This is a genomic window from Formosa algae (assembly GCF_001439665.1).
GTDB lineage: Bacteria > Bacteroidota > Bacteroidia > Flavobacteriales > Flavobacteriaceae > Formosa > Formosa algae.
This window is the reverse complement of the sequence record NZ_LMAK01000003.1, coordinates 40,090-53,496: the sequence shown is the minus strand read 5'-3', so window position 1 is coordinate 53,496 and position 13,407 is coordinate 40,090. Positions and strand designations below refer to the sequence as shown.

Sequence of the window (13,407 nt, the reverse complement as noted above, 5' to 3'; positions counted from 1 at the left end):
TTTGTACATGAATTTTAGGATTTATAGTTTAGTTTTCTTTTTTGTATTGATAACTTCACTTGGTAAGGCACAAGAAGGTCTACCTATTTACACAGATTATCTTACAGATAATATTTACTTAATTCATCCTTCCATGGCTGGTGTGGCTAACTCCTCTCAAGTGCGACTTACAGCAAGACAACAGTGGTTGGGGCAGGACGATGGTCCGAGTTTAATGACTGCCAGTATAAATGGTAGAATTGGCGGATATTCACCTTCTGCAATTGGCGGAATTTTGTATTCAGATAAAAATGGTTACCATTCACAAAAAGGAGCCTATGCGACCTATGCACACCATATCATGTTTTCAAGAAATGATATCGATTTAGATATGCTTTCTTTCGGATTAAGTGCTGGGTTTATTCAGTATAATTTAGATGAGACTAGTTTTATTAATGGCGGTTATGATCCTATAATCTCAGGGATAGAACAAAGTTCTACCAATTTTAATATGGATCTTGGTGTGTCTTATCAGTTTATTAGTGCTTATATACACGCCACAATAAAAAATATCTTAAAAAACGACGGAATAAATAACGACATTGAGATAACAAATAATCTAAGACGTTACTTGTTTTCTGTTGGAAATGTATTTCACACCAGACGTTTAGATACCGATTATGAGCCTTCTATTATGTTTCAATATAAAGAAGGAACAAAAGAAACATTTATTGATTTTAATTTTAAAGTCTATAAAGATTTTGAAAAGTCTAAAATGTACTTTGGGTTGTCTTATAGACTTGGTTTAAATGGAAGTGAATATTTAGATGGCTCCGGAGAAAGTGAACAAAAACTACAATATCTAACACCTATATTTGGGCTGTCTATTAATCAATTTGTATTTGCCTATACCTACAGTTATCAAACAAATTCTATAGTGTTTAATAATGGGGGATATCATCAGTTTTCATTGGGGTATAATTTTAATATTAGGAGACCAAAATATGATGGTCGATTGCCAGGCAATAACTAACTTTGTGTAAAAGTTAAAATTATGATTATAAAAGCTGTAAATGGACACGCTCCACAGATTCCAGATGATTGTTTTATTGCTGAAAATGCCACTATAGTTGGTGAAGTAAGCATGGGGAAAGAATGTAGTATTTGGTTTAATGCAGTACTTCGTGGCGATGTACATTTTATAAAAATGGGCAATAAAGTTAACGTACAGGATGGTGCTGTAATTCATGCTACTTATCAGAAATCTCCAACTACAATTGGTAATAATGTTTCTATTGGTCATAATGCCTTAGTACACGGTTGTACAATTCACGATAATGTATTAATTGGTATGGGAAGTATAGTGATGGACGATTGTGTGATAGAAAGTAATTCTATTATTGCAGCTGGCGCTGTAGTTACTAAAAATACGATTGTTGAATCTGGTAGTATTTACGCTGGTGTGCCTGCTAAAAAAGTAAAAGATATTAGCGAAGAATTAATTTCTGGTGAAATTAATCGTATTGCAGATAACTACGTAAAGTATTCGGGTTGGTTTAAGGCCGAAGACGAAAACTAAAAATTCCACACATTTACAGTATAGCTATGGCCAAGTAGGTCATGCATAACATTAGGATTACCATTAGTGTAAAACTCATGTGTTGCTGGAATTGTTTGTGTATTAAGTAATGCCTTAATTTTTAAAATAGCTTTAGTCTGTCTAGCTACAGCTTCCCCAGAATCTATAATTTTTACATGTTTAGGTAGAAGTTGTAATAATAGCGGTAGGAGGTAAGGGTAGTGGGTACAGCCTAAAACCAAATAATCTATATTGGCAGCAATCATGGGTTTTAAGTACTGTTTAAGTAAGCTTTCCATGTCTTTACTTAATGTTTGTCCTGCTTCTATTAACGGGACTATACCATCTCCATCTTGTTCTATTACCTGTACATCGTTACGGTATAAGTTCGTGGTGTTATGAAATAATGCGCTAGACAGTGTGCCCTTTGTGGCTAATATACCAACAGCTTTAGTTTTACTATTTAAAGACGCTGGCTTAATGGCTGGTTCAATACCTATAAATGGGACATTATAGGTTGTTCTAAGCGTTTTAATGGCATTTGTTGTGGCTGTATTACAAGCAACAATAATAAGCTTGCAATTCTTGTTTAAAAGCAATTCGGTGTTTTTAATGCTTAATTCTAAAATTTCCTCAGCAGTTTTATTACCGTAAGGAGCATTAGCACTATCTGCTAAATAAATTGTGTTTTCATTAGGGAGTAAGGCTTCAATTTCTTTATAAATAGAAGTGCCTCCAACACCAGAATCGAATATGCCAATAGGTTGTGTACTCATTTTGTAAAAATAAAAAAAGCCGCTTTATTAAAAGCAGCTTTTTAAATATTGTTAATGTTATAAATTAGAATCCTAATTCTTTTTTTACATCAGCTAATAAGTCTTTACCATCGGCCATGATTACACCACCATTTTGAGAGGCATCTAATACATAATCGAAACCTTGAGCTCTTGCTACTTTTAAGATTGCAGCTTTAGCTTTTTCAGTAATAGGACGTAATAAGTCTATTTCTTTTTGTTGCATGTCTTTTTGAGCTTGTGCTTGGTACTGACGGATGTTTTGTTCCATAGTTTGTACTTCTTGCACACGTTTAGCATTTTCTTCTTGAGTTTTAGTAGCAGACTCAGAATCGTATTGCTTTACTTTAGTGTCAAGCTCTGTAGCCATATTTTTAATATCAGTCTCATACGTTTTTCCTAATTTCTCCATTTGCGATTGAGCCGTTTTCATTTCTGGCATTGAAGAAACTAATTCTTGAGTATTAATATGAGCAACTTTACTTTGTGCTTGTACAAAAGATGATGCGCCAATAAATAAAGCTGTTGCTATTAAAAGTGTTTTAAATTGTTTCATTTTTAAAGTATTAATTTGTGTTATAATTTTTATTGTTTACTCTCCGTTATCTTCACTATTCTCTTGGGCTTCGCGTTCTAATCTTGCTTTTTCTCGCTCTTCAAGAATACGTTGTTTTCGTGCTTCTAATTCTAATTCTCGCGCTTCACGATCTTTAATTTTTTGTTGTTTACGCGCTTCAAGAATTTCTTCCTTAGTTTTCGGTTCCTCAGTCGTTTCTGTTTCCGTTTCCGTTTTTGTTTCTTCTGTTTCTGTTTTTTCTGAATCTGATACAGTAGCGGGTTCAGATATGGTTTCTAAATCATATTCTGTAGGCGCAGAAGCGTTACTATCTTCAACCTTTTTTTCTTCACTAGCCACTGATTCTTCAACAGTTTCCTCAGAGGTCGCTAATGTATCATTATTTTCTGAATTATCAGAAACTTTATTTCTAGCAGCTAATTTTTCTTGTCTAGCAGCTTCTCTATCTTCTAGAATTTTTTGTCGTCTAGCAATAGCTTCTTGTTTGCTAGCTTCTCTTGCTTCTAAAATTTCTTGTCGGCGTTGCTCTTCTAATTGTTCACGCTCTGATATTTTATCTGCTTGTGCTTTTTCTCTAGCTTCTAACTCTGGATTGTAGTCTGGAACAATATCTTCTTCTGCAGCTGCACGTCGTTGTGCTTTTGTTTGTGCTTGTTGGCGCTTAGAGGTTCTATTAATACTTCGTAAAACAAGTTCGCTAATATCGTACCGCTCTGCTGAATATAGCATCACTAAATCTGCAGATTTATCGAATATAAAATCGTATTGTTTAGAGGCTGCAATATCTTGTACTGCTGAAAAGATCTGATCTTGTATGGGCTGAATTAATTGTTTTTTTTGAACCATTAAATCGCCGTTCGGACCGAAGCGTTTTTGTTGCTGATCTAAGATTTCTTTCTCTTCGTAATCAATATCTTCTTTACGTTCTTCGTAAAGCTCTGTTGTTAAAAGTGCTTTTTCGTTACTAAGGTCTTTTCGCTTTTGTGCAATATCGTTTAGTTTTAAATCGATATCTGCTTTCCAGCGTAATACTTTATCGTTTAATTGTGAAGACGCATCTTGGTATTCAGGAATATGTTCTAAGATATATTCTGTATCTATATAACCAATTCTTACGCCACGTTGTGCTTGGGCAGAAAAATTTAGTAAACCAACTACAGTCATTAAAAAAAGAACGTGTATTTTCATCTGTTTCATATTAATAAAATCATTAACTACTAAACTTTACAAACGACAGATGAATTAAAATATTCTGTCCCTACTTGATTTAAAGTTTCCAAAATTAACAAATTTTAACTTTATAGCTTTTAAAACAAGTAGTAAATCAGTGAAGTACTTATAGAAAATATCATGCCAAATTAAAATTGTTGTCCAATGATAAAGTGAGTTTCCCATCCGTTTGCATTAATTTCTCCCGGTAGAGGATCAAAACCGTAACCAAAATCAATACCTAATAAACCAAATGCAGGCATAAAAACACGTAATCCAACACCAGCAGATCGTTTTAATTGGAAAGGGTTATAGTCGCTAAAAGCATTATAAGCAGCACCACCTTCTATAAAAGATAAGGCGTATATTTTTGCAGATGCTTTTAGTGTTATTGGGTAACGTAATTCTAAAGAGAATTTATTGTAAATAGATGCCCCATCTTCTGTAGTATTTCCATTACTATCTACAGGTTGTATAGATTGGTTAGCATAACCACGTAAGGCAACAGCTTCTCTACCATCTAAACTATAGCTTCCTAAACCATCTCCTCCTAAATAGAAACGTTCGAAAGGGATAACACCTCTGTCTTGGTTGTAGGCTCCTAAGTAACCAAATTCAACTGTTGGTTTTAAAACTAATTTACCAATGATGTTTGTATACCATTCTCCTTTAAACTTAATTTTATAAAATTCTAACCAGTTAAAACGTTCTTGGTCAATTTCTCCCATACGCTCGTAAGCGTCCGTTCTTGTTACAGAAGATTCTTCTGTATCGTTATAAATGTCTTCTTGCTCTTGACGTTCTTCAGCTAAGTCGGCATAATCTACACCATTTACTAAAGAGTATGGTAAAGATAATTTAGCACTAACACTAAAATTAGAACCTCCTAATGGGAATACAGGGTCGTTCCAAGTATTGTTTCTTGTTAAACCAATAGTGTAAGCTAAACTGTTAGAGTATCCGTCTGAGAACGTAAATAATCCTGTACTATAATTTTTAAGATTGTAGTGTTGTAAACTTACAGATTGTGATAATGTAAAGAAATCGTCTGGAATAGATAAACGTTTCGCTAAACCAACCGTAATACCAATAATATCAAAACGTCTGTCTTTATCTGCTTCTCCTGTACTAGAATCGTATAAGAACTGATTTGAGTAAGACAGTGACGTAGAAAATTGTACAGGTTTTACACCACCCATCCATGGTTCTGAGAATGAAAAACTATACGTTCTGTAAAACTGACTCGCTTGTAAACGTAACGATAATTGCTGTCCGTCTCCCATTGGTAAGGGCTTGTATGCTTCTTTATTAAATATGTTTTTTAATGAGAAGTTATTAAATGAAAGTCCTAACGTACCAATAAAACCTCCACCACCGTAACCACCTTGCAATTCAATCTGGCTAGATCCGGTTTCTACAACTTCATATTCCATATCAATCGTTCCTTCATTAGGATTTGGATTGTTAAAGTTTGGTGTAATTTGTTCTGCATCGAAAAAGCCTAACTGACTTAATTCACGAACCGTTCTTACCACATTCTCTTTACTATAAAGTTCTCCTGGTCTAGTCCGGATTTCACGATAAATAACGTGGTCATTTGTTTTTTCGTTACCTACAACCGTAACTTCGTTAAAATGCACTGGTTTTCCTTCAGAAATTCTGATTTCCATGTCTATTACATTTCCATCTGCATTCGTTTCTACAGGGTTAATTGTCGAGAATAAATACCCATTGTTTTGGTATAAGTTGGTAATGTCGTTACCATCTGGTCTAGATTCGTCTGCAATCCCTTTTTCTAATAATACACCATTATATGTATCTCCTTTACGAACTCTTAATACAGCACTTAAATATTCGTCTGTGTAAACAGAGTTTCCTAAAAAGTTAATTTCTCCAAAAGTATACTTGCTACCTTCTTCAACTTTAATATCAATAGAAACCGTTTTATTGTCGTTGGCATATACACTATCTGAAATGATACGAGCATCTCTATATCCGTTTTCTTTATAGGTATCTATTATGCTTACTAAATCTGTTTTATAGTCGTCTTCAATAAATTTTGAACGTTTCCAAGCACGTAAAATCATTTTCTTTTTAGTATTTTTCATACTAGCAAGAAGCTTTTTATCTGCTAAAACGGTATTGCCTTCAAAATTAATATCTTTTACTTTTACTTTTTCACCTTTTTCAATAGCAACAATCATGTTAACACGGGGTTTTGCTATGGAATCTTCTATAGGATATGTTCTTACAATAACTTTAGAATTAAAGTAACCATCTTTTCTATACTTAGATTCTAAGTAGTTTTTTGTTGTGGTGATTAAGTTTTCTGTGATTTTAACGCCTTCATTAAGGTTGTTTTCCTCAATAATGTCATCCATTTTACCTTTTTTCACACCTGTAATTCTTAAATTTGTTAATTCAGGTAGGTCAAATAAATGTATTTCTAAACTAGCTGTGTCGCCTTCAATATCTTTAATGTAAATTTCGATATCGCTAAAGAGTCCAGATTTCCAAAGTTTCTTGATAGATTCGCTAATTTCTTCTCCAGGAATTAATATTTGCGATCCTTTTCTAAGTCCAGAATAGGTTACAATAGTTTGTTCGCTAAAGCTAGAATTACCGGATACGGTAATGTCTGAAATGGTGTATTTTTTTCCGTTGGCTGAAGCCTGAGCACTAACAAGATTAGATGTTAATGAAAAGAATAAAATAAAAATGAATGGTAAATATGTTTTCAATGATAATGAATTAGCTAAGTTGTTCACTTGTTTTTCCAAAACGGCGTTCTCTTTTTTGATAATCAATAATAGCATCATACAAATGTTGCCTAGTAAAGTCCGGCCAAAGTACATCTGTAAAATATAATTCGGCATAGGCTATTTGCCAAAGTAAAAAGTTGCTTATACGTTGTTCTCCGCTAGTACGTATAAGCAAGTCTACGTCTGGTAAATTTTGCGTGTAAAGATGCTTATTTATAACTGATTCATCAATATTTTCAGAAGAAATTATATTATTTTTAACTTTATCACTAATTTCTTTAACTGCAGAAATTAATTCTTCTCTTGATCCGTAGCTTAGGGCAAGAGTAAGAGTCATGCGTGTATTCTTCTCTGTTTTGGCAATAACTTCATGAAGTTCTTTAAATACTTTTTTAGGTAAGGATGTTAAATTTCCTATCGCATTTAATTTGATGTTATTGTCTTGTAATGTTTTAATTTCTTTTTTTAAAGAACTAACTAGAAGCTTCATAAGTGTGTCGACTTCTAATTTTGGTCTGTTCCAATTCTCTGTAGAAAATGCGTATAATGTTAAGTTTTCTATACCTAGTTCTGCGCAACTCTCAACAGTTTCTCTAACAGATTTTGTTCCGTTCTCATGCCCGATTGCTCGAAGCAATCCTTTTTGTTTTGCCCAACGTCCGTTACCATCCATAATAATGGCGATATGTTTGGGTAATCTATCTGTATTAATGTTTTCTTTCAAAATCTATTTAATTTGTGCAATAACACGGATTTCTACCAAAGGTATAAGTTAGTGTTAATCCTGTAAACACATACCAATCGTTATTGTATGTATTTCCTATATCCTCACTAGTATCGATATCGTCTGCAAACGCATATCGGGCTCCAACTTCTGCACCTATATTAAAAGACCTGTTAAGTCTAAATTTATAACCCAAAACCATGGGTAAAGCTAATGCCCATTTCTTTTTTAAATCTGAATTTGTATGGTTCAAAACACTTAAACCTGTATATATATAAGGTGTGCCTTGAGCTCCAGAATGATGCAAATCAAAATCAAAAAAATTAAATTCCAAACCTGCAGACAATTCGCCTACCGTTTTTGAGTCTTTTCTATCAGGTATATTAAGCTCTAGTTCGGTAATTACTCCAGAAACTCTCCAAGAATGTCTAGAACTTTTGTTCCATTTATAGATTCCTCCAAAAGCAACCTGATTAGGGTTTACGAAACTGGGCTCTCCATAATCTCCTATTAAATTACTACCACCTAGAAATATTCCAAATTCATGTATTTGGGAATAGCTAGATTGTAAACAAAAAAGACTTATAACAAGTACTAGTATATACTTCATGCGGTTTTAAAGTTTGCAAATATAACAAATAAGATTAGCTCTTAACAAATTGAATTAATTTGTCTTAGTGTAAAACTAAAATCTGACTAAAATATTGTCTAGTTGCGTTTGTCTTCTCCCCATAATAATTTTTTTCTGAGGGTGTTTAAAAAGCTTTCGTTTAATAATTCTATCATTTTAACTGTAAAATCTGCTTTTTTAATAGTTAATATAGTTTCGTTATTTATGGTTGCTATTCTGGAATCCAAAGATACGAGATAGCTGTTTTCTCGTCCGCTTACTTTTAATTTTATTTCTGTTGAATCGGTAATTATTAAAGGCCTTGCGTTTAAATTATGCGGGGCAATTGGTGTTAATGCTAAGCTATTGGTGTCTGGTGTTATCACTGGTCCGCCACAACTTAAAGAATATCCTGTAGATCCGGTTGGAGTGGAGATGATTAAACCATCGCTCCAATAAGACGTTAAATACTCGTCGTTTAAATAGGTTTCCACTGTAATCATGGAGGTTGTATCTTTTCTGCTTACGGCAATTTCGTTTAAAGCGAAATTCATTTTTGCTATATCCTCATTTTCTGGAGAAGTTGTAATATCAAGTAGACTGCGTTCAGAAATTCTATAATTTCCATTCAAGATATCGTCTATAGCTTTTTCAATATACTCTTTTGGTATGGTTGCTAAAAATCCTAATCGGCCAGCATTAATACCTACAATTGGGATGCCTAAATCTTTTACATAAGTTACTGCTCTTAATATAGTACCGTCTCCGCCAATACTTATTAAGAGATCGAAAGAAGAGTCTAGTGTATCAAAAGTACTGAATACATTATATTTCTGGTCGTTTTCTATTTCATGATGTATTAAATCGAAGAAATTACGCTCAATAAAAATTTCAGCATTTTTTTTCAGCAAATGTCCTAGCAATGTTTCTACAGGTACATCAGAGTTTTTATGATAAAATTGTCCAAAAATGGCGATTTTCATAATTACATGTTTAGGTATTTGTTTAGGTAATCTGATCGTTCTTTAAGACTTTCTATATAACTATCGTCTTCATGTCCGGAGATTATGCTGTAATCGTAGCGTCTAAAGGTTTGTATAATATCGTTTAAACTGGAATTGCCTATTTTTAAGGTAAGTTGTACTAATTCGTTTTCCATTTTAGAAATAAAAGCCCCTAAAAGTTTTCCTTTATTAGATTCTACAATCTGTGAAATTTCACTAAAAGAGTAATCGTCTAGCCCTTTTTCTATCACTAAAGTGCCACCATCTTCCGCAAAAAATGGGGTTTGGTTAAACAATGTTATAATATCATTTAGCTCATAATATCCCAAATAGGCGTTGTCTACATTTAAAACAGGCATGATATTACTGGCGTTTTGGGCAAATGTTTCTAAAACATCTAGCCAATTGGCATCGTCACGCACAAAAAAACCTTCGCTAGCATAGCTGTAATCGCTAATGTGTTTATCGCTTTCAAAACAATATACATCGGTTTCAGATAAGCAACCTATGTATGCGTTTTCGTTGTTTTTTATAGGTATATGGGTATATGTAAGCTGATTAAATAGCAATTGCATGTCGCTAATTTTATCGCTTATACTTAAGGGCTTAATGTCGTTTATTATATATAGGGAAATATTCATTCTATCCTCGTTTACTAAAGCGCAAATTAATTAAAAAATAGTACAATATGCCTCTTCTACTTTGTATTTTTGCGTTATCAAAAAAGGATTTATGACAAAGTTAAGTGTAAATATTAATAAAATAGCAACACTAAGAAATTCTCGCGGTGGCGATTTTCCTAATGTTGTTCAAGTTGCTAAAGATGTGCAACGTTTTGGTGCCGAAGGTGTAACCATACATCCTAGACCAGACGAACGCCATATTCGCTATCAGGATGCATTCGATTTAAAGACTGCAGTCTACACAGAGTATAATATTGAGGGAAATCCGATTAAGAAATTTATGGATATGGTTTTAGAGATAAAGCCTACCCAAGTTACACTTGTGCCAGATGCAGACGATGCCATTACTTCTAATGCCGGTTGGGATACTATTAAACACAAGGATTTTTTAATAGATATTATTACAGAGTGTAAACGCAATAATATTAGAACGTCTATTTTTGTAGACCCAGTATTAAAGCAAATAGAAGGGGCTAAAGCTACAGGTACAGATAGAATAGAATTATATACAGAAGCCTTTGCACATCAATTTGGATTAGGAAATTCAGAAAGTATTGTACCTTATACTGAATGTGCTGTTTTGGCAAATAGTTTGGGATTAGGCATAAATGCTGGGCACGATTTGTCTTTAGATAATATTAAATTTTTTAAAGATCATATTCCAGGTTTGCTTGAGGTTTCAATAGGTCATGCTTTAATTTCAGAAAGTTTGTACTTAGGTATTGAAAACGTAGTAAACATGTATTTAAATAAACTGAAGTAATATTTTAAAACAAAAAGGAATGCAATTACATGCTAATATTTTAGGCGAAGGTGCGCCGTTTGTTATTCTTCATGGTTTTTTAGGCATGAGTGATAACTGGAAAACACTTGGAGTCCGTTTTAGCGAACAACACTATCAAGTGCATTTGGTCGATCAGCGTAATCATGGTAGAAGTTTTCATAGCGACGATTTTAGTTACGAGCTCTTAGTAGAAGATTTAAAAGCCTATTGCGATGCTAATAATTTAAAAAACATCGTGCTTTTAGGGCACTCTATGGGCGGAAAAACAGCCATGTTGTTTGCGACTAAATATCCAGAATATGTTTCTAAATTATTAGTGGCCGATATTTCACCTAGATTTTATCCTGTACATCATGATGCCATTTTAAACGGTTTGGGTACTTTAGATTTTTCTGAATTAAAAACTCGAGGTGCTGCAGATAAAGCATTAGCAAATTATGTGTCAGATTTTGGAACGCGACAGTTTTTATTAAAGAACTTATATTGGGTAGAAAAAGGGCAATTAGGTTTACGTATAAACTTAGAGTCTTTAACAGAAAATGTTTCAGAAGTAGGCGAGGCTTTACCAATACACGCAGAGTTTGATGGGGACACCTTGTTTTTACGTGGCGATAAATCTGAATATATTGCACTACAGGATGAAGGTGTTATAAAATCACATTTTCCTAATGCACAAATTGTTACAATAAAAAATGCAGGACATTGGTTACACGCAGAAAATCCAGAGGATTTTTATAATGAGGTGATTGGTTTTATCTCGTAAAAAGCTGTAAATTCATTAAAAAAATAAATAATTATGAATCAAGTTATTAAATTTCTTTTAACAGCTTTCATAGTCGTGTTATTGGGTCGATTTTTATCAGGTATTCATGTAGACGATTATATTACGGCTATTATTGTGGCTATAGTTTTAGCCATATTAAATATTTTAATAAAGCCGCTTTTGCAAATATTAACGTTTCCAATAACTATTGTAACGTTGGGACTGTTCTTGTTGGTAATTAATGGAATAATTATCTTAATGGCAGGATATTTAGTAAGCGGTTTTCATGTAGATTCTATTTGGTCGGGAATACTCTTTAGTATTTTACTAACCATACTACAATCTATAATTTACAGTATTGTAGGAGACGATAAAAAATAGTCTGAAATACAAGACGTTAAAAACTTTGTAGGGTTGCAAAAATGTTTTATTTTTGCAGCCCGTTTTTAATTAGAAAAATCAAGGAGAATCTGTGCTTTAACGTTACATTAGGGCGCAGAAACTTATGTTAAATGCCCAAGTTGGGTTTTATATCATTTAAAATGAATATTACAAGAGAGAACATCGATGCATTAAATGCTGTAGTAAAAGTTGATATCGCAAAAGAAGATTATAGCGATAAAGTAGAGAAAATCTTAACAGATTACCGAAAAACAGCAAACATTCCTGGATTTAGAAAAGGACATGTACCAATGGGAATGGTAAAAAAGCAATACGGTAAAGCTGTTTTGGTAGACGAGGTAAATAAATTATTACAAGACGCTTTAAATAAATATTTAACTGAAGAAAAATTAGATGTTTTAGGTCAGCCGCTTCCTAAAGCTCAAGACGGTATCGATTGGGATGCTGAAGCATTTTCTTTTGAATTTGAATTAGGATTAACTCCTGAGTTCGATGTAGAATTAAAAGGTAAAGATGCTATTACTCAATATAATATTGTTGCAGACGATAAAATGATCGACGAACAAATTGAGCGTATCCAAAAACAATACGGAAAATTAATTCCTCAAGACGCTATAGAAGACGACAGTGAAATTACTGGAACTTTTAAGAACGAAGAGAAAGAAATAGAAAACACTGTAACTTTAACTTTAGATAAACTTAAAGGAAAAGCAAACACAAAGAAATTTGTTGGCGCTAAAGTAGGTGATGTTATTACACTTAAAACAAAAGGACTTTACAGCGACGATCACGATTTAATGAATGCTTTAAAAGTATCTCATGACGAAGCTCATGGGTTAGATATTGAAGTAACATTCACCATTTCTGAAATCAATAAGCGTGAAGCTGCAGATTTAGATCAAGAATTATTCGATAAATTATTCGGAGAAGGAACGGTTAAATCTGTAACAGAATTAAAAGATAAGATTAAAGAAGATGCTGAAAAGCAATTCGTGCAACAAGCAGATCAAAAACTTTTAAACGATGTGACTGAGTATTTAGTAGATAATACTAAATTTGATTTACCAGCAGAATTCTTACAAAAATGGATTCAAGCAGCAGGAGAAACACCTTTAGATGATGCCGCAGCAAAAGAAGAATACGAAAAGTCTGAAAAAAGCATGCGTTACCAATTAATCGAAGGGAAGTTAATTACTGCTAACGATATCCAAATTTCTATAGACGATATTAAAGATCATGCTAAAACCATGATTAAAGCACAAATGGCTCAATTCGGACAATTAAACCCGTCTGAACAAGAATTAGACGATATCGCTGCTCGTGTATTAGGAAACCAAGAAGAAGCACGTCGTATTTCTGAACAAATCGTTAGTCAGAGACTATTAGATGTGTATAAGGAAAAAGCAAATTTAGAAGTAAAAGAAGTGACTTACGAAAACTTTGTTAAAGAGGTTTACGGAGACAAATAAGTCAACTGTTTTAAAGAATAATCATTATATTTAGGCGTTGAATAGGTTTTATTCAACGCCTATTTTAT

Annotated in this window: 14 protein-coding genes; 6 read left to right on the top strand and 8 right to left on the bottom strand. The window is 33.2% G+C overall.

What is annotated here, in order from left to right:
• The first annotated feature begins 7 nt into the window (after positions 1-7).
• Both AST99_RS00460 and AST99_RS00455 read left to right on the top strand, forming a co-directional pair.
• Positions 8-1,012 (top strand): PorP/SprF family type IX secretion system membrane protein, encoded by a 1,005-nt coding sequence (locus tag AST99_RS00460; protein WP_057777988.1) that lies wholly within the window; start codon positions 8-10, stop codon positions 1,010-1,012.
• 18 nt (positions 1,013-1,030) lie between these two features.
• Entirely contained in the window at positions 1,031-1,558 is a 528-nt protein-coding gene (locus tag AST99_RS00455) for a gamma carbonic anhydrase family protein (RefSeq protein WP_057777986.1), read from the top strand.
• Here the strand turns inward: AST99_RS00455 and murI are convergent.
• From murI to AST99_RS00415, 8 genes are all read right to left on the bottom strand, one after another.
• A complete protein-coding gene (gene murI / locus AST99_RS00450) occupies positions 1,555-2,334 on the bottom strand; it encodes a glutamate racemase (RefSeq protein ID WP_057777983.1) in 780 nt (259 codons plus the stop codon). The two genes, AST99_RS00455 and murI, sit on opposite strands and share 4 nt — an antisense overlap.
• Before the next feature lie 64 nt (positions 2,335-2,398).
• On the bottom strand, positions 2,399-2,908 hold the full coding sequence (locus AST99_RS00445; RefSeq protein WP_057777981.1) for an OmpH/Skp family outer membrane protein: 510 nt from the start codon (positions 2,906-2,908) through the stop codon (positions 2,399-2,401).
• A 36-nt stretch (positions 2,909-2,944) separates the two neighbouring features.
• Positions 2,945-4,117 carry an OmpH family outer membrane protein gene (locus AST99_RS00440; RefSeq protein ID WP_057778028.1) on the bottom strand — a complete coding sequence of 391 codons (1,173 nt, stop codon included), beginning with the start codon at positions 4,115-4,117 and terminating at the stop codon, positions 2,945-2,947.
• Between the two features lie 170 nt (positions 4,118-4,287).
• Positions 4,288-6,957 carry a BamA/OMP85 family outer membrane protein gene (locus AST99_RS00435; protein ID WP_083495559.1) on the bottom strand — a complete coding sequence of 890 codons (2,670 nt, stop codon included), beginning with the start codon at positions 6,955-6,957 and terminating at the stop codon, positions 4,288-4,290.
• Entirely contained in the window at positions 6,890-7,573 is a 684-nt protein-coding gene (locus AST99_RS00430; RefSeq protein WP_057778024.1) for an isoprenyl transferase, read from the bottom strand. The genes AST99_RS00435 and AST99_RS00430 overlap by 68 nt, the downstream gene beginning before the upstream one ends.
• 58 nt (positions 7,574-7,631) lie before the next feature.
• The gene (gene porG, locus AST99_RS00425) at positions 7,632-8,234 is read right to left on the bottom strand and encodes a type IX secretion system protein PorG (protein ID WP_057777979.1); all 603 of its coding nucleotides are present in this window, start codon (positions 8,232-8,234) and stop codon (positions 7,632-7,634) included.
• A gap of 98 nt (positions 8,235-8,332) precedes the next feature.
• Positions 8,333-9,217: an NAD kinase gene (locus tag AST99_RS00420; protein ID WP_057777977.1), complete on the bottom strand. Its 885-nt coding sequence runs from the start codon at positions 9,215-9,217 to the stop codon at positions 8,333-8,335.
• 2 nt (positions 9,218-9,219) lie between these two features.
• A complete protein-coding gene (locus AST99_RS00415) occupies positions 9,220-9,879 on the bottom strand; it encodes a CBS domain-containing protein (protein ID WP_057777975.1) in 660 nt (219 codons plus the stop codon).
• 91 nt (positions 9,880-9,970) lie between these two features.
• Between AST99_RS00415 and AST99_RS00410 the strand changes: the two genes are divergently transcribed.
• The 4 genes from AST99_RS00410 to tig all read left to right on the top strand — a co-directional run bounded on the left by AST99_RS00410 (position 9,971) and on the right by tig (position 13,339).
• Positions 9,971-10,684 (top strand): pyridoxine 5'-phosphate synthase, encoded by a 714-nt coding sequence (locus AST99_RS00410; RefSeq protein WP_057777973.1) that lies wholly within the window; start codon positions 9,971-9,973, stop codon positions 10,682-10,684.
• A gap of 19 nt (positions 10,685-10,703) precedes the next feature.
• Complete coding sequence (locus AST99_RS00405; protein WP_057777971.1) at positions 10,704-11,468, top strand: alpha/beta fold hydrolase; 765 nt, start codon at positions 10,704-10,706, stop codon at positions 11,466-11,468.
• A gap of 33 nt (positions 11,469-11,501) precedes the next feature.
• Positions 11,502-11,849, top strand: a complete 348-nt coding sequence (locus tag AST99_RS00400) for a phage holin family protein (protein WP_057777969.1) — start codon at positions 11,502-11,504, stop codon at positions 11,847-11,849.
• 161 nt (positions 11,850-12,010) lie between these two features.
• On the top strand, positions 12,011-13,339 hold the full coding sequence (gene tig / locus AST99_RS00395) for a trigger factor (RefSeq protein WP_057777967.1): 1,329 nt from the start codon (positions 12,011-12,013) through the stop codon (positions 13,337-13,339).
• Positions 13,340-13,407: the final 68 nt, after the last annotated feature.

Bases quoted from the DNA above. Each gene is read 5' to 3' on its own strand.
- AST99_RS00460 (WP_057777988.1), top strand. From the start codon at position 8: ATGAATTTTAGGATTTATAGTTTAGTTTTCTTTTTTGTATTGATAACT.
- murI (WP_057777983.1), bottom strand. From the start codon at position 2,334: ATGAGTACACAACCTATTGGCATATTCGATTCTGGTGTTGGAGGCACT.
- AST99_RS00445 (WP_057777981.1), bottom strand. From the start codon at position 2,908: ATGAAACAATTTAAAACACTTTTAATAGCAACAGCTTTATTTATTGGC.
- AST99_RS00440 (WP_057778028.1), bottom strand. From the start codon at position 4,117: ATGAAAATACACGTTCTTTTTTTAATGACTGTAGTTGGTTTACTAAAT.
- AST99_RS00435 (WP_083495559.1), bottom strand. From the start codon at position 6,957: ATGATGCTATTATTGATTATCAAAAAAGAGAACGCCGTTTTGGAAAAA.
- AST99_RS00430 (WP_057778024.1), bottom strand. From the start codon at position 7,573: ATGGATGGTAACGGACGTTGGGCAAAACAAAAAGGATTGCTTCGAGCA.
- porG (WP_057777979.1), bottom strand. From the start codon at position 8,234: ATGAAGTATATACTAGTACTTGTTATAAGTCTTTTTTGTTTACAATCT.
- AST99_RS00420 (WP_057777977.1), bottom strand. From the start codon at position 9,217: ATGAAAATCGCCATTTTTGGACAATTTTATCATAAAAACTCTGATGTA.
- AST99_RS00415 (WP_057777975.1), bottom strand. From the start codon at position 9,879: ATGAATATTTCCCTATATATAATAAACGACATTAAGCCCTTAAGTATA.
- AST99_RS00410 (WP_057777973.1), top strand. From the start codon at position 9,971: ATGACAAAGTTAAGTGTAAATATTAATAAAATAGCAACACTAAGAAAT.
- AST99_RS00405 (WP_057777971.1), top strand. From the start codon at position 10,704: ATGCAATTACATGCTAATATTTTAGGCGAAGGTGCGCCGTTTGTTATT.
- AST99_RS00400 (WP_057777969.1), top strand. From the start codon at position 11,502: ATGAATCAAGTTATTAAATTTCTTTTAACAGCTTTCATAGTCGTGTTA.
- tig (WP_057777967.1), top strand. From the start codon at position 12,011: ATGAATATTACAAGAGAGAACATCGATGCATTAAATGCTGTAGTAAAA.